This window comes from Curtobacterium sp. A7_M15 (genome assembly GCF_030705415.1).
Classification (GTDB): Bacteria; Actinomycetota; Actinomycetes; order Actinomycetales; family Microbacteriaceae; genus Curtobacterium.
Map to the genome: position 1 here is coordinate 1 of NZ_JAUZED010000036.1, position 19,059 is coordinate 19,059.

At 72.0% G+C, this 19,059-nt stretch carries 14 protein-coding genes and 1 pseudogene; 8 read left to right on the plus strand and 7 right to left on the minus strand.

The features are described 5' to 3' along the window. Positions 1 to 52: 52 nt before the first annotated feature. The 4 genes from Q7F20_RS08645 to Q7F20_RS08660 are packed head-to-tail and all read right to left on the minus strand — an operon-like array spanning position 53 to position 5,370. Positions 53 to 1,006 (minus strand): carbohydrate ABC transporter permease, encoded by a 954-nt coding sequence (locus Q7F20_RS08645; protein WP_305739705.1) that lies wholly within the window; start codon positions 1,004 to 1,006, stop codon positions 53 to 55. A 3-nt stretch (positions 1,007 to 1,009) separates the two neighbouring features. Beyond that, the gene (locus Q7F20_RS08650) at positions 1,010 to 1,984 is read right to left on the minus strand and encodes a carbohydrate ABC transporter permease (RefSeq protein WP_305739706.1); all 975 of its coding nucleotides are present in this window, start codon (positions 1,982 to 1,984) and stop codon (positions 1,010 to 1,012) included. A gap of 37 nt (positions 1,985 to 2,021) precedes the next feature. Further along, the gene (locus tag Q7F20_RS08655; protein ID WP_305739707.1) at positions 2,022 to 3,329 is read right to left on the minus strand and encodes a sugar ABC transporter substrate-binding protein; all 1,308 of its coding nucleotides are present in this window, start codon (positions 3,327 to 3,329) and stop codon (positions 2,022 to 2,024) included. 4 nt (positions 3,330 to 3,333) lie between these two features. Then, a complete protein-coding gene (locus Q7F20_RS08660) occupies positions 3,334 to 5,370 on the minus strand; it encodes a glycoside hydrolase family 127 protein (protein WP_305739708.1) in 2,037 nt (678 codons plus the stop codon). A 164-nt stretch (positions 5,371 to 5,534) separates the two neighbouring features. On the opposite strand from Q7F20_RS08660, the gene Q7F20_RS08665 reads away from it, so the two are divergent. The 6 genes from Q7F20_RS08665 to Q7F20_RS08690 all read left to right on the plus strand — a co-directional run bounded on the left by Q7F20_RS08665 (position 5,535) and on the right by Q7F20_RS08690 (position 13,213). Continuing rightward, positions 5,535 to 6,599 carry a LacI family DNA-binding transcriptional regulator gene (locus tag Q7F20_RS08665; RefSeq protein WP_305739709.1) on the plus strand — a complete coding sequence of 355 codons (1,065 nt, stop codon included), beginning with the start codon at positions 5,535 to 5,537 and terminating at the stop codon, positions 6,597 to 6,599. 404 nt (positions 6,600 to 7,003) lie between these two features. Next, on the plus strand, positions 7,004 to 8,788 hold the full coding sequence (locus tag Q7F20_RS08670; RefSeq protein ID WP_305739710.1) for a xylulokinase: 1,785 nt from the start codon (positions 7,004 to 7,006) through the stop codon (positions 8,786 to 8,788). Next, positions 8,785 to 9,504, plus strand: a complete 720-nt coding sequence (locus Q7F20_RS08675) for an L-ribulose-5-phosphate 4-epimerase (protein WP_305739711.1) — start codon at positions 8,785 to 8,787, stop codon at positions 9,502 to 9,504. Before Q7F20_RS08670 ends, Q7F20_RS08675 begins: the two co-directional genes overlap by 4 nt. Next, positions 9,501 to 11,051: an L-arabinose isomerase gene (gene araA / locus Q7F20_RS08680; protein ID WP_305739712.1), complete on the plus strand. Its 1,551-nt coding sequence runs from the start codon at positions 9,501 to 9,503 to the stop codon at positions 11,049 to 11,051. Before Q7F20_RS08675 ends, araA begins: the two co-directional genes overlap by 4 nt. Positions 11,052 to 11,061: 10 nt before the next feature. Further along, the gene (locus tag Q7F20_RS08685; RefSeq protein ID WP_305739713.1) at positions 11,062 to 12,321 is read left to right on the plus strand and encodes a D-arabinono-1,4-lactone oxidase; all 1,260 of its coding nucleotides are present in this window, start codon (positions 11,062 to 11,064) and stop codon (positions 12,319 to 12,321) included. Positions 12,322 to 12,418: 97 nt separating this feature from the next. Beyond that, entirely contained in the window at positions 12,419 to 13,213 is a 795-nt protein-coding gene (locus Q7F20_RS08690) for a cation-transporting ATPase (RefSeq protein WP_305739714.1), read from the plus strand. Between the two features lie 21 nt (positions 13,214 to 13,234). On the opposite strand, the gene Q7F20_RS08695 is transcribed toward Q7F20_RS08690, so the two are convergent. Next, on the minus strand, positions 13,235 to 14,188 hold the full coding sequence (locus Q7F20_RS08695; RefSeq protein WP_305739715.1) for a DUF5937 family protein: 954 nt from the start codon (positions 14,186 to 14,188) through the stop codon (positions 13,235 to 13,237). A gap of 56 nt (positions 14,189 to 14,244) precedes the next feature. On the opposite strand from Q7F20_RS08695, the gene Q7F20_RS08700 reads away from it, so the two are divergent. Next, the gene (locus Q7F20_RS08700; protein WP_305739716.1) at positions 14,245 to 15,138 is read left to right on the plus strand and encodes an MFS transporter; all 894 of its coding nucleotides are present in this window, start codon (positions 14,245 to 14,247) and stop codon (positions 15,136 to 15,138) included. 20 nt (positions 15,139 to 15,158) lie between these two features. After that, a complete protein-coding gene (locus tag Q7F20_RS08705) occupies positions 15,159 to 15,530 on the plus strand; it encodes a hypothetical protein (RefSeq protein WP_305739717.1) in 372 nt (123 codons plus the stop codon). A 38-nt stretch (positions 15,531 to 15,568) separates the two neighbouring features. Here the strand turns inward: Q7F20_RS08705 and Q7F20_RS08710 are convergent, their stop codons facing one another. Both Q7F20_RS08710 and Q7F20_RS08715 read right to left on the minus strand, forming a co-directional pair. Further along, positions 15,569 to 17,050 carry a glyceraldehyde-3-phosphate dehydrogenase gene (locus tag Q7F20_RS08710; RefSeq protein WP_305739728.1) on the minus strand — a complete coding sequence of 494 codons (1,482 nt, stop codon included), beginning with the start codon at positions 17,048 to 17,050 and terminating at the stop codon, positions 15,569 to 15,571. 71 nt (positions 17,051 to 17,121) lie between these two features. Then, positions 17,122 to 19,018, minus strand: a pseudogene (locus tag Q7F20_RS08715) (phosphoenolpyruvate carboxykinase (GTP)). Between the last annotated feature and the right edge of the window lie 41 nt (positions 19,019 to 19,059).

Sequence of the window (19,059 nt, forward strand, 5' to 3'; positions counted from 1 at the left end):
CGGCGCCGCCCCCGCACGGTGCGAGGACGGCGCCGCCCGGCTGACCCGACCGTCAGCCCTTCAGCGCCCCGGACGACAGCCCGGCGACGTAGAACCGCTGCAACCCGACGTAGAGCGCGATGCACGGGATCATCGCCACGACCGACCCGGCCACGAGGTTCCCGTACGACACCTGCCCGTACGCCCCGGTCTGCAGGTTGAGCAGCGCGACCGGCAGCGTGTAGAGCGAGTCCTTCGTGAGGAAGGTCAGCGCCCCGAGGAACTCCGTCCACGACGCCAGGAACGCGTAGAGCGCGGCGGTCGCGGCCCCGGGGAGGAGCAGCGGCCTGAGCACCGACACGACGACCCGGAAGCGCGAGGCCCCGTCGACGAACGCGGAGTCCTCGAGCTCCGTCGGGATCGACTCGAACGCGTTCCGCATCACGAACACCCCGAACGGCAGGTTCACCGTCGTGTAGAAGAGCACGAGTCCGACGAGCGAGTTCGTCAGCTTCATGGCGTTCATCTCGAGGTACAGGGGTGTGAGGATGGCCTGGAACGGCACCATCATCGTCAGCAGCACGAGCCCGAAGACGATCCCCGCACCGCGGAACCGGAAGCGCGCGAACCCGTACCCGGCCATCGTCGCGATCACCGCGGTCAGGACGGCCGTGGCGATCGACACCACGAGCGAGTTGACCACGCCGGTGAGCAGGTGCGACGAGGGGCTGAACACCGCGGCGAAGTTCTGCCACCCGAGCTGGAAGAACGTCGCCGGGTTTGCCGCCTGCGTGATGACGGCCTCGGACTGGAACGCCCGCAGGATCGACCAGATCAGCGGGACGCCGAACACGAGCGTCGCGCCGACCCCGGCGATGACGTAGAGGGTGCGCTTCACCGCGGTGTCGCGCGGGTGCCGCACGCTGCCCTGGTGGCGGCGACGTCGGTGCCCGTCGCCGGAGGTCGTCAGCGTGCGGGTGGACAGGTCCGGGGCCGCGAGGCCGGCACGGGAAGCGGTGGTGCTCATGGCTCAGTCCTTCTCTCGCAGTGCCCAGAACTGGAACACGGTGACGGCGGCGATGACGACGACGAGGGCGATCGACTCGGCGGTCGCCGCGCCGAGCTGCAGGTTGACGAAGCCGCGGTTGTAGATCGCGTTGACGATCGTCGTGGTCTCGGTGCCCGGCCCGCCCTGGGTCAGGATGTAGAACTGGTTGAAGGCGAGCAGCGACCCGATGACCGAGATGATCGCGCTCAGGGCGAGCGTGGACCGGATCATCGGCATCGTGATGAGGCGTTCGGTCTGCCACCACGAAGCCCCTTCGAGCTGGGCGGACTCGTACACCTCGTCGGGGATGCCCTGCATGGCGGACATCACGAGCACCATCGTCAAACCGGACACCGCCCAGACGACGAGCACGCAGATGAGCAGCGTCGCCAGCGGGCCGTTCACGAGCCAGGCGGTGCTGCCGTCGGTGATCCCGAGCCAGCGCAGCACCATGTTCACCGCGCCCGAGTTCGGCTGCGCCTCGAGCACGAGCATGAACGACAGCGTGGTCAGGCCGACGACGTACGGCAGGAAGAACACCGTGCGCAGGAACGTCGACCCGCGGCGCCGGGCACGGATGAGCACGGCGAGGAAGTACCCGAGCGCCAGGATCGGCACCGTCACGATCGCCGTGTAGAGCAGCGTGTACCCGATGGCGTGCACGAACGTCGGGTCCTGGAACAGGGTCAGGTAGTTCTGCAGCCCGATGAACCGGTACGGGCCGATCAGCGGCCAGTTCGTGAACGAGATGTAGAGCGCGAACACGAGCGGCGCGAGGACGAAGACCGCGACGAAGACGATCGCCGGGGTGACGAGCACGGCGCCGGTGCGCGGCGGGTGCGTGAGCGAGTTGCGGGACGGCGCCGATCGGCCGCGGCCGACGGTCGGGCGGCCCGCACCGCTCCGGCGGGTGGCCGTCCGGTCGTCGGCGGAGTGCCGGGTCGAGATGGTGGTCATGTCTGCACCTCTCTGTGCAACGAGATGAGCGGGACCCTCAGGCCTGGACCTGGTCGAGGATGCGGGTGTAGTCCGACTGCGCCTGCCGCATCGCGGCAGCGGTCCCGGAGCCGAACACCGCCTCGCGGAACATCGCGAAGTACGGCGACGAGGGCTGGTTGACGAGCAGGTTGTACGCGAGGGTCTGCGGCGCGTACCCCTTGTCGATCGCGTCGAGCGGGCCGAAGGCGAGCGGGTACTTCTTCCGGTACGCGGGCGTCGCGGCGTCGGACCTGGTCGGGAAGTACCCGCCGTCCGGCAGCGCCTGCTGTTGCTGCAGACCGTTCGCGTACTGCATGAACGCCCACCCGCCGGACGGGTTCGCCGCACCGTTCGGGATGCACATGTTGTCGCCGCCGTCGAAGAACGACCGCTTGCCGTCCCAGGACGGGATGAGCACCGTCTGCATCTTCGCCCGCATCGCCTTCGTCGCGGCGGGCACGGTGGCGCCGTACGAGGTCGGGAAGATGCCGACCTTGCCGGCCCGGAAGTCGGCGCCCCACGTGGTGCCGGCGTCCGCGTAGGTCGCCTTCGACAGCACGCCGTCCTTCCACAGCTGCCGGTAGAACTCGAGCATGCGCTCGAGCGCCTCGTTGCCCGTGATGTTCGCCGTCTGCTCGCCGACCTCGCCGGACATCATGTCGACGCCGGTGGCCCAGACGTGCGGTTGCGTGACGAACCCGATGATGCCGGCCGCGTTGCCCGAGATCGACCAGCCGTACACGTCGTCGCCGGTCTTCCGGATGGCCTTCGCCGCGGCGAGCAACGAGTCGAGGTCCTTCGTCGAGTCCTCGACGTCGAGGCCGGCACGGTCGAACAGTTCGGTGTTGAGGAACAACTGCGAGTTGTCCGCCAGGTACGGCAGCCCGTAGTACCGGTCGCGGTACTCGAGCAGCCGCAGGTGGCCGGGCGAGATCGCGTCGAAGTAGTCGAGCCCCTTGACGACGTCGGTGAGGTCGGCGAAGGCCTCGCGGAAGATGAACAGCTGCGAGTTGATGTCGTCGATGTCCACGACGTCCGGCGGCTCACCACCACGGATCGCGGTCGCGAGCTTCGTCACGTACTGCCCGTCCGGCACCGGGGTCAGCTCGACCTGCAGCTTCGGGTTCGCCTTGTTGAACCCGGCGACGGCCGCCGTCAGTCCGGCCTGCGTCGCGGAGCGGCACCAGACGTGTACGGTGCCGGTCGCGTTCCGACCGAAGCTCGCGACCTGGGCGTCGACCTTGGGCAGGGTGCCGGAGCACCCTGCCAGGGCCAGGGCCGCCCCGCCGGCGAGGCCGCCGACGAGGAACGCTCTGCGGTCCATCGCGTCACCGGGCCAGCGGGAGCCAGACGCGCATCGGCGCGGCTCCGCGGTTCGCCCAGGCGTAGTAGGGGACCGCGGTCGCGGTGACGTCCTGGGCCCCCGGAGCCGGTTCCGGAGTGGCGCGCCAGCGGCGCTCCGGCCGTGCCGACGGGGAGAGGCGCGGCGCGGCCGCCGTGGACCCGGCCGCGTCGTCGACGTTGGTCGCCTCTCCTGCGTGATCCGTTCCTCCTGGACCGTCCAGTCGGCGGTACGGCCACGCTGCCTGCACGTGCTCGGCCGGGGCGTGTCCCGCGATGCGCAGCGTGACGACGCCGTCGAGGAGTCCGTCCTGGCGCTCCTCGGTGACCTGCGCGTCGGCGTCGACCGTCAGGTCGTCGACCGTGAAGCCCTGCTGGTCCGCCTGCTCGACCGCGTACACGAGCGGGCCGCGCTCGACGGCGACCTGCCCGCGGGCGGCGTCGATCCGGGCGTCCGCGACGTACCGGTGCGGCGTCGTGTCGAAGACGAGCTCGACGGTGTCGCCCGCCGTCCACTCGCGGTCGATGACGTGCAGCGTGCCCGCGGCGGGGCTGGCCGCGCCGTCCGGACCCTGCACGGTCGTGGTGTCCGACCAGGAGGGGATCCGCAGGCCGAGGGCGAGCGGGCCGTCCTCGGTGACGGTGATGACCACACGGCCGTCGTGCGGGTACCCGGTCTCGACGTCGACCGGGCCGAGCGACGCCGTCGCGTACTGGTGCAGCTGCAGGCCGCCGTCGGTCGCGGTGGCGAGGTAGCCGTCGAGGCTCGCGAACGTCCGCATGATGTTCGGCGGGCAGCAGGCGCAGTCGAACCAGCCGCGACGGCCGTGCGCGGGGGACCGGTTCTCGTCCTGGTGCGCGTGGTCGCGGTGCTGCAGCGGGTTGACGTAGAAGTACTCCGTGCCCGCGAGGCTCACGCCCGCGAGGAACGCGTTGTACAGCAGACGCTCGATGGCGTCGGCGTAGACGGGATTGCCGGTCGCGAGGAGCAGGCGCCACGCCCACTGGATCCCGCCGATCGCCGCACAGGTCTCGGCGTAGCCACGGTCGGTCGGGAGCTCGTACGGGTCGCCGAACGCCTCCCAGTCCCAGCGCGCCCCGAGGCCGCCGGTGATGAACGCCTTCGTCGCCATCATGTCCGCGAACTGCGTCTCGCTCGCGGCCAGGAGCTCGGTGTCGCCGGTCTCGATCGCGACGTCCACGGCACCGGCCGCGAGGTACACGGCGCGGACGGCGTGCCCCTCGACGGTGGTCGCTTCGCGGCTCGGGACCCGGTCGGAGAAGTACGTGGGCTCGCCGCCGGCGCGCTGGATGATGCCGTGCCCGCGGGCGTCGACGAACCAGTGCGCGAGGTCGAGGTAGGCGCGGTTCCCGGTCTCGCGGTAGAGCTCCACCAGGCCCATCTCGACGACCGGGTGGCCGTCGACGTCCTGCGTGTGGTCGTCGCCGGGGCCGAACGTGCGGACGAGGTGGTCGGCGTTCTTGATCGCGACCTCGAGCAGGCCGGTGTCGCCGGTGGCCCGGTGCTGCGCGACGGCGGCCTGGTACAGGTGTCCCGCGCAGTACATCTCGTGGCTCCACTTGAGGTCCGTGTAGCGCTCGCCCTTCCCCCGGATCTGCTGCACGGAGTCGAGGTAGCCGTCGTCGGCCTGCGCCTGGGCGTACAGGGCGGTGACCTCGCGCTGGAGTTCCAACAGGTCCTCGGCGGGGGCTCGGCCGTACTCCCACGCGACCGCCTCGAGCCACTTCGTGACGTCGGAGTCCATGAAGATGGGGCCGGTCGCCTCGCCCTCCTCGAGTCCGGCGGCGATGCGGAGGTTCCGGAAGTTCCCGGCCGCCTCGAGCAGGGCGTACGCGCCGCGGATCGCGTCGCGGCCGTTCCGCTCCTGTCGGAGGGCCCAGAAGCCCCCGGTGATCCGGGCGTCCCCGGTCGGCAGCGGACGGAGCGTCAGATGCGCGGTCGCGGTCGGGAGGACCGGGGTCGCGGTGTGCGCGCGGCTGTCGGTCGCGAGCGTGGTGGTCATGTCGCCTCCTTGCGATGTGACGTGCCGTTCCGCTGGGCGGAAAACGGTTTCTGGCGGGGACGCTACGACACGAACGGGAGGCGCGCAAGGGCTTCGGTTCACATCTTGCGTATAGTCATGGTCAGTTTCCTTCGTCCGTTCTCGCCTCCGGAAAGGGGTTTGCCGTGACTCTCGAGCGCGCAGGGCGGACCGTCCGGATCACCGACGTCGCGGCACTCGCCGGCGTGTCGATCGGTACGGCGTCGAAGGCACTGAACGGCACGGGCCAGCTGCGCGAGTCGACGCGCGCTCGGGTGAAGGACGCCGCCGAGAAGCTCGGGTTCGTCGGTGACGCCCGGGCGCGCGCCCTGTCGTCCGGGCGGACCTACACGGTGGGCATGATCACGACGGACTCGTTCGGACGGTTCTCGATCCCGGTGCTGCTCGGCGCCGAGGACGCCCTGTCCGCCGGACAGATGGCCGTGCTGCTGTGCGACACCCGCGACGACCACGTCCGCGAGGCCCACTACCTCCGGTCACTGGCCGCCCGCGGGGTCGACGGCATCATCGTGACCGGCCGGTCCGCCGACGCGCGGCCGCCGATCGACGTGTCCATCCCCGTCGTGTACGCGTTCACTCCCTCGACCGACCCGGGTGACGTGTCGGTCACCCTCGACGACGCGGCGGGGTCGGCCGCGGTCGCCGCGCACGTGCTCTCGACCGGGCGCCGGCGGGTGGCGATCGTCACGGGGCCGGAGCGGCACCGGTCCGCCGTGCGACGGGTGTCCGGGGCCGCCGAGGTGCTCGGCGCGCACCTCGTCGCCGAGCCCCTCTACGGCGAGTGGTCGGAGCGGTGGGGACGGCAGGCGGTGGACGTGCTGGCGCGGGGCGTCGGGCTCGCGTCCGCCGAGGATGGGTCTGGGGTCGGTCCGGGTGGGCTCGGCGCTGGCTCGGCCGGTGTCGGCGTGGATGCGATCGTGTGCGGGAGTGACCAGATCGCGCGGGGCGTGTGCGATCGGCTGCGAGAGCTCGGACTGTCCGTGCCGGGCGACGTCGCCGTGACGGGGTTCGACGACTGGGACGTGATGGCGCTCGCTTCGCGGCCACCACTGACCACGGTGGACCTGCGGCTCGAGGAGCTCGGGCGGGTGGCAGGTCGGGCGCTCCTGGACCTCGTCGACGGTGGCGCTGCGGCGTCGGCGTCGGTGACCCCGTCCCTCGTCGTCCGCGAGAGCACCGTCGGGGCGTAGGGCGCGCCGGGGATCGGTCCGGCGCTCTTGCCTGCCGCCGAGGTCGCACGAACCGCCGTCACCGTCGCGCTGAGGTCGCGCCATGTGTCGCGCGTGGTGCCGGTGAGCGGCATGTTGTGCAACCTCAGTGAACGCGGACCGAGGTCGCACGAACTGCCGCCGCTGTCGCGCTGAGGTCGCACGATGTGTCGCGCGTGGTGCCGGTGAGCGACATGTTGTGCGACTTCGGTGAACGCGAGCGGCGGTTCGTGCGACCTCGACGCACGGGGCGAGCGGCGGTTCATGCGACCTCGACGGGAGAACTCGGAGGAACTCGGCGCCGGGCGTGGCGGCGTTGCGGGAGTGAGCGCTCACGTGCCAGGATGTGAGCGCTCACGGAGGACGACGAGGTTCTGGAGGAACGCATGGGCGACGACCGCAGGCAGCAGGTCCTGGACGGCCGCACCACACTCGGGATCGAGCTCGGCTCCACCCGCATCAAGGCGTGCCTGGTGGACGAGGACCTCGTCCCCATCGCCGCGGGTGCCCACGAATGGGAGAACGAGTTCGTCGACGGGCGCTGGACCTACTCCCTCGAGGCCGTCGAGACCGGGCTCCGAGCGGCCTACGCAGCTCTCGTGGCCGACGTCGAAACCCAGTACGGCGTCACGCCGACGATCTACCGTGCCGCCGGTGTGAGCGCCATGATGCACGGCTACCTCGCGTTCGACCCCGAGGGCGAGCTGCTCGTGCCGTTCCGCACCTGGCGCAACACCTCGACCGGCCCGGCTGCCGAGCGACTGAGCGACGCCCTCGGGTTCAACATCCCGCTGCGCTGGTCCGTCGCGCACCTGTACCAGGCCGTCCTCGACGAGGAGCCCCACGTCGCCGAGCTCGCCGGCGTCACGACCCTCGCCGGGTACGTGCACCGGCGACTCACGGGCAGGGACGTGCTCGGCGTCGGCGATGCGAGCGGCGTCTTCCCGATCGACAGCACGCCGGCGGACAGCGGTCCGGGCGACCCGGGCACGCGGGACTACGACGGCGCGATGCTCCGCGCGGCCGAGGAGCTCATCGGGATCGGGGACCTCCGTGCCCTCCTGCCCGAGGTGCTCGTCGCCGGGGACGACGCCGGGGCCCTCACCCCCGAGGGTGCCGCGTGGCTGGACCCGTCCGGCGCGCTGCTGCCCGGCGTCCCGCTCTGCCCACCCGAGGGCGATGCCGGCACGGGCATGGTCGCGACGAACGCCGTCGCTCCGCGCACCGGCAACGTCAGTGTCGGCACGAGCATCTTCGCGATGGTCGTGCTGGAGCAACCGCTGGCGACCCCGCACGAGGAACTCGACGTCGTGACCACGCCCTCCGGGGACGCCGTCGCGATGGTGCACTGCAACAACGGCGCGAGCGAGATCGCGAGCTGGGCCCGTGTGTTCGGCCGGTTCGCCGAGGCCGCGAGCGAGCGCACCGGCGGCACGGCGCTGGACATCGACACGGTCTACGCGACGCTGCTGGCCGAAGCCGAGCAGGCGGACCCCGACGCCGGCGGGCTGTTGTCCTTCAACTACCTCGCGGGCGAGCCCGTCACCCACGTCGAGGACGGTCGGCCCCTGCTGCTCCGCACCCCGGACGCGCGCTTCACCCTCGGCAACCTCGTGCGGTCCGAGGTGCACGGTGCCTTCGCCACCCTCGCGATCGGCATGGACGTCCTGCACGGCGAGGAGGTCCAGGTCGACCGGATGACCGCACACGGTGGGCTCTTCCGGACACCCGGGGCACCGCAACGCCTGCTCGCGGCAGCACTCCGCGTGCCCGTCGCGCTCGAGGAGACCGCGGGCGAGGGCGGTGCGTGGGGGATCGCGGTGCTCGCCGCGTACCTCGAGCACACCGACCAGCACCTGGCGGACTTCCTCGCGGGGACGGTCTTCGGGGGCGACGCCGTGCACGTGGCCGAGCCCGATGCGGCAGACGTCGACGGGTTCCAGGAGTACCTCGACCGCTACCGCCGAGCGCTGCCCGTGCAGCACGCCGCCGCCGCTGCGACCCGCCCCGAAGCGACCCGCGCAGACACCGACGTGACCACCAGCACCGACGCGACCACCAGCACCGACGCGACCACCGCCGGAGCCGAGCCGACGACGGTGGGCGAGCCGCGCCTCCAGGCCGAGAACGCCGAGAACGCCGAGAACGCCGAGAAGGAGCCGACCCGATGACCGACACGAGCCCGCACGCCGACGCGACCGCCCGGCAGTCCGTCGCCGCGACCCGCGAACGCGTCGCCCGCCTGCACGGCGAACTCGTCCGCTACGGCCTGGTCATCTGGACCGGCGGCAACGTCTCCGAGCGGGTGCCGGGCACGGACCTCTTCGTCATCAAGCCGAGTGGGGTGTCCAGCGACGACCTGACCCCCGAGAACCAGGTGGTGTGCACGCTGGACGGCGTACCCGCCGACGGCTGGGACAACAGCCACGGGCCGAGCTCCGACACCGCCGCGCACGCCTACGTCTACCGGAACATGCCGGAGGTCGGCGGTGTCGTGCACACCCACTCGACCTACGCCACGGCGTGGGCCGCACGAGCGGAACCCATCCCGTGCGTGATCACCGCGATGGCCGACGAGTTCGGCGGACCGATCCCGGTCGGGCCGTTCGCGATCATCGGCGACGACTCGATCGGTCACGGGATCGTCGACACCCTCAGCGGGCACCGGAGCCGTGCCGTGCTCATGCAGAACCACGGCGTCTTCACGATCGGGCGCGACGGGAAGGACGCCGTCAAGGCCGCGGTGATGTGCGAGGACGTCGCCCGCACCGTGCACGTCTCGCGCCAACTCGGCGAACCGGTCCCGATCGCCGCAGCAGACATCGATCGACTCTTCGATCGCTACCAGAACGTCTACGGACAGAACCCCGAAGGAGCCATGCGATGACGCAGGAGACCACGGTCGACCCCCAGGCCACCCTCAACGGCTACGAGGTCTGGTTCCTCACCGGCTCCCAGGGACTGTACGGCGAGGAGACCCTGCGCCAGGTCGAGCAGCAGAGCAAGGCCGTGCACGCCGCGCTCGAGGGTGCCCTCCCGGTGAAGCTCGTCTGGAAGCCCGTGCTGAAGGACGCCGAGGGCATCCGACGCGCCCTGATCGAGGCCAGCGCGGACGACAGGGTCATCGGCGTGACCACGTGGATGCACACGTTCAGTCCCGCCAAGATGTGGATCGGCGGGCTGCAGGCGCTCACGAAGCCGCTGCTGCACCTGCACACGCAGGCGAACGTCACCCTGCCGTGGGCGGACATCGACTTCGACTTCATGAACCTCAACCAGGCCGCGCACGGCGACCGCGAGTTCGGCTACGCCCTCGCCCGTCTCGGCGTCCGGCACGCCACCGCCGTCGGGCACGTGTCCGACGAGCGCGTGCAGGACCGGGTGGCGAACTGGACCCGTGCGGCAGCGGCAGCGGCTTCGGTGCGGGAGCTCAACTTGACCCGCTTCGGTGACAACATGCGCTACGTCGCGGTCACCGAGGGCGACAAGACCGAGGCCGAGATCGAGCTCGGGGTGCAGGTGAACACCTGGGCGGTGAACGAGCTGGCGGCGGCGGTCGCGGAAGCGGAGGCGGACACGGCCGCGGTCGACGAACTCGTCGCGGTCTACGAGCGCGACTACGACGTCGATCCGTCGCTGCGCGGAGGCAACGACGGCGGGGCCGCCGGTGACCGGCACGCCGCGCTCCGCGACGGCGCCGCGATCGAACTCGGCCTCCGTGCGCTCCTCGAGCAGAACGGCAGCGCCGCGTTCACCACGAACTTCGAGGACCTCGGCGCGCTCAAGCAGCTCCCCGGCCTCGCGGTGCAGCGCCTGATGGCCGACGGGTACGGCTTCGGCGCGGAGGGCGACTGGAAGACCGCCGTCCTCGTCCGCGCGATGAACGTCGCCGGGGCCGGCCTGCCGGGTGGCGCCTCCCTCATGGAGGACTACACGTACGACCTCACCCCGGGCGCGGAGAAGATCCTCGGCGCACACATGCTCGAGGTCTCGCCGACCCTCACCACCACGAAGCCGACGCTCGAGGTCCACCCGCTCGGGATCGGCGGCAAGGACGACCCGGTGCGCCTGGTCTTCACCGCCGACGCGGGCGAGGCCGTGGTCGTCGCGCTGTCCGACACCCGTGACGGGTTCCGCCTGACGGCGAACGTCGTGGACGTCGTCCAGCCCACCGAGGCGCTGCCGAAGCTGCCGGTCGGCCGTGCCGTCTGGGAGCCGCGTCCCTCGTTCCCCGTCGCAGCCGAGGCCTGGCTCACCGCCGGTGCCGCCCACCACACCGTCATGACGACCGCTGTCGGGCTGCAGGTCGTCGAGGACTTCGCGACCATGGTCGGCACCGAGTTCCTGGTCATCGACGAGCACACCACCGAACGCGGCTTCCGCGACGAGCTGCGCCTGCAGCAGACGTGGCACCGGCTCGACCGGGGGTTCTAGGCTCGTGACCGTGAGCGCGACGACGCGGACGAACTGGGCGGGCAACGTCACCTACCGGGCGTCCGGTCTGGCGCGCCCGACCTCGGTCGACGAGCTGCAGCAGCTCGTCGCGTCCACGCCGCGCCTCACGGCGCTCGGGTCGCGGCACTCGTTCAACACGATCGCCGACACCGACGCGCTCCAGGTGTCGTTGGCGGACCTGCCGCCGGTGCTCGACATCGACGAGGACCGGCGGGTCGTGCGCGTCGCCGCCGGCATGATCCACAGCCAGGTGGCCGCGGGCCTGGAGGCGCGGGGCTGGGCACTCGGGAACCTCGCCTCCCTGCCGCACATCTCCACTGCCGGAGCGGTCGCCACCGGCACGCACGGCTCCGGTGTCCGCAACCCGTCGCTCGCGCAGGCGGTGGTCGGTCTCGAGATCGTCCGCGCTTCCGGCGACGTGGTGTCCGTCGATGCGTCGACGCCGGACGGTGCCCTCGACGCGCACCGGGTGGCCCTCGGCGCGCTCGGTGTCGTCACCACGGTCGAGCTCGCGATCGAGCCCACGTTCCAGGTCGCGACGACCGTGCACCTCGACCTGCCGTGGGACGCCGTCGCCGCGCACTTCGACGAGATCGTGTCGGACGCCTACTCGGTGTCGCTGTTCACGTCGTTCGACGACCGCGGCGCCCGGCAGGTGTGGGTCAAGCACCGCGTGGACGAACCGGCACCCGCCGTCGACCTCGTCGCACTCGGCGCCCGTCCCGCCGCCGGGCCCGTGCACCCGGGCGAGAACGACCCCGCCGGCGTCACCGAGCAGGGCGGCGTGCCGGGGCCGTGGTCCGAGCGGCTCCCGCACTTCCGGTCCTCGTTCACGCCGTCGACCGGGGCGGAGATCCAGGCCGAGTACCTGGTGCCGGCCGGTTCCGCCGTCGCCGCACTGCAGGCGCTCCGGCCGCTGGAGCCGCTGTTCGCGCCGATCCTCATCGCGGCCGAGGTCCGGACCGTCGCCGCCGACACCGCCTGGCTCGCGCCGTCGTCCGAGCGGCAGTCGGTCGGGATCCACTTCACGTTCCGCCGGGACGCGAGCGCGGTGGCAGCTGCGGTGGAGCGGATCGAGGAGGCCCTCGCACCGTTCGACGCCCGGCCGCACTGGGGGAAGGTGTCGGCGGCGAGTGCCGAGCGGCTGCACGAGGTGTACCCGCGGCTGTCCGACTTCGCCGCGCTCGCCCGTGACCTGGACCCGACCGGACGGTTCCGGAACGCGTTCCTCGCACGTGTCCTGAGCTGAGCGAGGGTCGGCGTTCCCAGCCGCTTCGGATGACATCTCCTGCCGATCCACCGGGGCGTTCCTGAACGCTCACATGTGTGATCACAAAGGTTGGGGCATGGCGAACTTCAACCGGATCCTGGGCATGGCGTCGAAGGCGATCGACAAGCAGATGCAGAAGCGCGGCGGTGCCGGGCAGCAGCAGGGCGGGACGGACTGGCGCGACGTCGTCCGGAGCGCGGCGGACAGGCTGACGGGGGACGACCGGAGCCGCCAGCCGCAGCAGCCGCAGCAGCCCGTCGGCCGGCAGCACCCGGGTCCGGTCGACTCGGATGCGATCGCGATCGCGAAGTACGACTACCTGCTCCGGACCGCCCCGCCGGAGCAGCTCGAGCAGGTCCACCACGATGCCTTCGCCCGCCTCACCCCCGCGCAGCGCCAGCAGATCCGCGATCGTCTGAACTCGGAGTTGCCGCCGCACGAACACCTCCGCGACGACTCCGCGGGCGGGATGGCCCGCGCGATGACCCGTGGCGAGGTCGCCCGGCCGGGACTCGCCCGCCGTGTCCTGGGTGGTGGATCGGCGGGGCGCGGCCGCGGTGGAGCCTTCGCCGGCGGGGCAGCGGTCGGCGCCGGTGCGATGGCGCTCGGCGGTCTGGGTGCGGCGGTCGCTGGTGGAGCGGTGCTGAGTGCCGCCGCGGGGCCGGTGCTGGCCGAGGCGGCGGACCTCGGCGTCGACTTCGAGGGCATCGCCGCCGGGATCGGCGACCTCGGACTCGGGGACCTCGGACTCGCGGACCTCGGCAGCGGTGTCGAGGGGCTCGCGGGCGAGGGTGAGCAGCTGCTCGGCGGGCTCGGGGACCAGGCGTCGGACCTCGGCAACGACTTCCTCGGCGGCCTGTTCGACCGCTGACCGCTGACCTCGGGCCGCCGGTCAGGCCCGGGTCAGGGCATCGCCCACCGCACTCCGGTAGTAGAGCACGGCCCGACCGTACCGCGACCGGTTCAGCAGCCCGCCCCGTTCCATCACGCGGAGGTGCTGGTTGACGGCCGACGTCGACACCCCGAACCGCAGCGCGAGGTCGGTCGACGACGCCGGTTCGCCGAGCGCGTCGAGGAGTGCCGCCCGGGTCGCGCCCAGGAGGTCCCGGACCGAACCCGCGTCCGGCTGGGCGGACGTCGACCACATCGCGCCCTGTCCGCGGGCCGGGTACATCACCGTCGGGGGCAGGCCGTCGTCGATCGGCACGGAGGCCCGGACGACGAACATCGACGGCACCAGCGTCAGGCCCTCGCCGTCGATCGGTCGATCGCGTGCGACCGGGCTGGTCAGGCGGACGTCGAGGTCCGTGCCGTCGTACGCGACCGCGTCCGACAGGCCGCCGAGGACCGCGCCGATGCCCTCGTGCGACGCGATCCGCGCGCGGTGGCTGATGTCCGCCTGCAACACCGCACGCATCCGGGCCCAGTGCGGCGCGAAGCAGAGCTCCCACGCGGTCGAGAGTGCGTGCTGGAGCCGTTCGACGACACGGTCGTGCCGGCCGGCGAACACCCCCGGGACCGTGCCGTGCACCCGCTCCAGGTCGGCGAGCATCCGCGCCCGGGGGAGCCTGCCGAGTGACCGGATCTCCTCGTCGATCGAGGTGAGCGGAGACGCCGGTCGTGGGTTGACGAAGTCCGCCACCCACCGCCGCTCGTCCACGAGTCCGAGCAGGACCTCGTCGTCCAGCAGCGGCCGGACGGCGGCGATCCGGTCGAGCCACGGTCGCTGGAGCGGGTAGCGGTCGGGTGCCCGGAACGCCCGGAGTCCGAGGCCGAGCTCGGAGAGCGGCGAGATGCCGAAGCGGATCGACGACACGTCGCTCGGCTCGAGGTGGTACCGGATCATGAAGCCCCACGCTACATCCGTTGTCCCCAGGACCGGGTTCCTGCGAGAACAGGACCATGCGCACCACCACCGCACCGCGGGTCCCCATCAGCACGCTCGTCCGGGACGACCGGGTCCTCCGGCGGCTGCTCGTCGTCACGTTCGTGGACACCCTCGGCCGCGGTGCGTTCTTCACCCTCACCACGCTCTACCTCACCACCGTCGTCGGCATCGCCCCGGTCGTCGTCGGGCTCGGACTGACCGTCGCCGGCGCGGTCGGCGTCGCCAGCTCCCTGGTGTTCGGACACCTCGCAGACCGGTTCAGTTCCCGTCGGATGCTCGCCTGGCTGCACGTCGTCCAGGGGCTCGCCCTCGTCGGGTACGTCCTCGTCCACGACCTGCCGACTCTCGTGCTGACGGCGTCGGTCGTCACGCTCGCGCAGCAGGGCGGCGGTTCGGTCCGATCGGCCGCCGTCGGTCGGGCGTTCCCGGGGCAGGAGCGGGTCCGCGTGCGCGCGACGATGCGGACCGTCACCAACATCGGGATCGGGCTCGGCACGGCGGTCGCGGCGATCCCGCTGGCCGTCGGGACGGGCGAGGCCTACCGGGTGACGATGGTCGCGGCGGGCGTCCTCTTCCTGGCCTCGGCGGTCCTCGTGCTCGGGCTGCCCGCCACGCGGATCGACGCCGCGCCCGCCGAACGGACCGACACGGGCACCATCGTCGTGCGGCACGCCGCCGGACGCAGTCCGTACCGTGACGTGCGGTTCCTGACGATCACCGCGCTGACCGGGGTGTTCGGCATCCAGTTCGGGCTCTTCGAGGTCGCCGTGCCGCTCTGGGTCGTGCAGCACACCGTGGCGCCGGACGTCCTGGTGTCGCCCCTGCTCCTCGTGAACACGCTCGCGGTCGTCCTGCTGCAGGTCCGGATGAGCCGGGGAACGGACACGGTCGGGGTGCCGCGCGGGTGATGCGCCACGCGGGGTGGCTCATGGCGCTCGCCTGCGGGCTGTGGGCAGCGGCCGGGTGGGTGCGCGGCGACGACTGGGTGCCGGTCGCGTTCGCCGCAGGCATCCTCGTCGTCGCGGCGATCGCCCACTCGCTCGCCGAGATCACCTCGAGCGCCGCGGGCTGGGCGCTGAGCTTCGAGCTGGCGCCTGCTGACCGGGTCGGGGCCTACCAGGGCGTGTACGGGACCGGGTTCGCGATCGGTGCCATGGTCGCCCCGACCGTGGTGACGGTCACGGCGATCGACCTCGGCACCCCGGGGTGGGCGGTCCTCGCGGTCGTGTTCCTCGCCGCTGCGCTCGGCACCGCCCAGGTGGCGCGCCGCGCCGCGGTGGACCCGGCCCCGCCGCGGTGACCGACGCCGGTGCACCGGGCCGCGCCGCGCCTCCTGGATCAGTGCAGGCTGCGCAGGGCGAGCGCCTCGACCGACGCGGGGAGGGACGCGGCGCGACCGCCGGTCATCTCCTGCAGGACCCGGAAGACCTGGCGGCTGTACCCGGACTCGTTGTCGTACCAGACGTAGAGCACGACGTGCTCGGACCCGTCCGCGATGGTCGCGAGACCGTCCACCACCCCCGCGCGACGGCTGCCGAGGATGTCCGTCGAGACGATCTCCGGAGACTCCACGTAGTCGATCTGGCGTCGCAGCGGCGACGTCAGCGACGCTCGTCGGAGCAGCTCGTTGACCTCGTCACGAGAGGTCGGCCGGTCCAGCGTGAGGTGCAGGATCGCCAGTGAGACGTTCGGCGTCGGTACGCGGACGGCGTTGCCGGTCAGCCGTCCGCGCAGCTCCGGGAGTGCCTTCTCGGCCGCCCGGGCGGCACCCGTCGCGGTGATCACGAGGTTGAGGGGTGCCGCGCGTCCACGCCGCTCGGCCGGGTGGTAGTTGTCCACGAGGTTCTGGTCGTTGGTCGCGGAGTGCACGGTCTCGACATGCCCGTGGCTAACACCGAACCGGTCGGAGACGGCTCGGAGGACGGGGACGATGGCGTTCGTCCTGCAGGACGCCGCGCTGACGATCGGTGCGTCGGCGACGGCGTCGTGGTTGATGCCGTGCACGACGTTCGGCAGGTCCCCACGGCCCGGCGCGGTCAGCAGCACACGGGACGCCCCCGGGGCGAGCAGGTGTTGTGCGAGGCCGTCGGCGTCGCGCCATCGGCCGGTGGTGTCGACGATGATCGCGTCGTCGATGCCGTACGCGCGGTAGTCCACCTCCGATGGGCAGTCGGCGGAGATGAACTGGATCGACGTGCCGTTCGCCAGCAGGGTGTCGTGCTCCGGATCGACCGTGATGCTGCCGGCGAAGGGGCCGTGGATCGAGTCGCGGCGCAGCAGGCTGGCACGTTTGCGCAGGTCGTCGGGACCACGGCGCTTGACCACGACGGCGCGGAGGGTGAGCGGTGCGTGCTCGCTCGCGCGCTCCAGGAGGATGCGGGCCATCATCCGGCCGATGCGACCGAAGCCGTAGAGGACGACGTCGCGGGGTACCGGGTGCGGGACCGCGGTGCCGCGCCCTGGCCCGCTTCTGTGCGCCGGCCCGGTTCTGTGCGCCGGCCCGGTTCTGTGCGTCGGCTCGGTGCCGCGGGCGAGGAAGAGCTCGTCCTCGAGGAAGTCGCGGAGTGTGGTCCCGATGGGGTCCTCGCGGAAGCGGACGGCGAGCTCGGCGAGGTCGACCGAGGCGGAACCGAGGCCGAGGGTGTCCAGCTCGGTGAGGATCGCGAGGGTCTCGTCGACGCCGACCTCGGCGTCGTCGATGCGGCGGGTCGCTCGGTGGGCCTTGAGGACCACGACCGGGGACTGCCCGACGAGTGGGTTGCCGTGGACGCTCGTGACGACGTCGTCGCGGCGGTGCAGGCGGCCGATCAGCGGGACCATCGCCTCGGCGGCGGCGAGTTGGTCCGCCCAGGCGCGCTGGAGGGCGAGGCGCTCGGAGGCGGACGTCGGGGTCACCGGCGGGCTCCGCCGACGAGGACTCCCGGGGCGGGTTCCTCGGCCTCGGCGTCGAGCTCCGCTCGCAGCGCGGCGCGTCGGGTCGCCAGGAGCGTGTCGAAGACAGCGGGCGCACGGCCGTCGAAGGTCTGCAGGAACTCGTCGGTGAGGTCGCACTCCGCGAGCCAGGACTCCGGGTCCACCGCGAACAGCCCGTCCAGCCGCGACGGCTCGAGGTCGAGACCGGCGACGTCGAGGTCGCCGGCGGCCGGCAGCCAGCCGATCGCGGACTCCCGGCTGTCGACGCGCCCCTCGATGCGCCGGACGATCCACTCGAGCACGCGGGTGTTCTCCCCGAACCCGGGCCAGAGGAACGCGCCGCGGTCGTCCGTGCGGAACCAGTTCACCTGGAACACGGCCGGAGCCTGGTCGCCGAGCTGGGCGCCGATGTCGAGCCAGTGCCTCCAGTGGTCCGCCATGTTGTAGCCGCAGAACGGCAGCATCGCGAACGGGTCGCGGCGGAGCGTGCCGACCGTGCCCTCGGCGGCAGCCGTCTGCTCGGACGAGATCGTCGCCCCCATGAAGACACCGTCGGTCCAGGTCGGGGCCTGCGCGACGAGCGGCACGTTCGAGGAGCGTCGGCCGCCGAAGACCACTGCATCGATCGGGACGCTCCGTTCCGCGTCCTGGGCGAGCGAGGGGCACTGGTCGAGCGTGACGGTGAACCGACCGTTCGGGTGGGCGGCAGGCGTGCCGAGGTCCGGCGTCCAGTCCGCTCCGGTCCAGTCGACCAGGTGTGCGGGCGGTTCCGGGGTGAGTCCCTCCCACCACACGTCACCGTCGTCCGTGAGGGCGACGTTCGTGAAGATCGTGTTCGAGCGGATCGTGTCGACGGCGACCGGGTTGGTGCTCAGACCGGTGCCGGGCGCCACCCCGAACAGGCCTGTCTCGGGGTTGATCGCGTGCAACCGTCCGTCCGCACCGGGTCGGAGCCAGGCGATGTCGTCGCCGATCGTCTCGACGCTCCACCCGGGCAGGGTCGATCGGAGCATGGCCAGGTTGGTCTTGCCGCAGGCCGACGGGAACGCCGCGGCGAGGTGGAACGCGCTGCCCTCCGGCGAGGTGACCCGGACCAGGAGCATGTGCTCGGCGAGCCAGCCCTCGTCGCGGCCCATGACCGACGCGATACGGAGCGCGAAGCACTTCTTGGCCAGCAGGGCGTTCCCGCCGTAGCCGGAGCCGTACGACCACACCTCACGCGTGTCGGGGAACTGCACGATGTACTTCGTGTCGTTGCACGGCCAGGCGACGTCGTCGTGGAGCACTCCGTCCTCGTCCCGCAGCGGGAGCCCGACGCTGTGGACCGTGGCGACCCACGGAGTGCCGGCGTCGATCGTGCGGAGCACCCGGTCACCGAGTCGGGTCATGACCGCCATGCTCAGCACGACGTAGGCGGAGTCGGTGAGCTCGACGCCGACCTGCGAGATCGGGCCGTCCACGGGCCCCATCGAGAACGGCACGACGTACATCGTCCGACCGCGCATGCTCCCGGCGAAGACCCCGTCGAGTTCGGCGCGCATCGCGTCCGGGTCGCGCCAGAGGTTCGTCGGACCGGCGTCGTCGGGGGGTGGCGGAGCAGGTGAACGTGCGTCCCTCGACCCGTGCGACGTCGTCGGGGTCGGACCGGGCGAGGAAGCTGCCGGGGCGTCGTTCCGGGTCGAGCGGGATGAGCTTGCCCTCGTCGACGAGCATCGCGGTGAGGCGGTCGCGTTCGCCGGGCGAGCCGTCGCACCACTCGATGCGGTCCGGCTCCGTCAGCGCTGCGACGCGCGCGACCCAGGTCTCGAGCGCGACGCGGGGGGAGCCGGGGACGACGTTGGGGGAGCCCGGCGTGTGGGTGGGGTTGGTGATCATCGGTGATCTCCTCGGTCGGGGTGGGAACGTGCTGCGGGTCA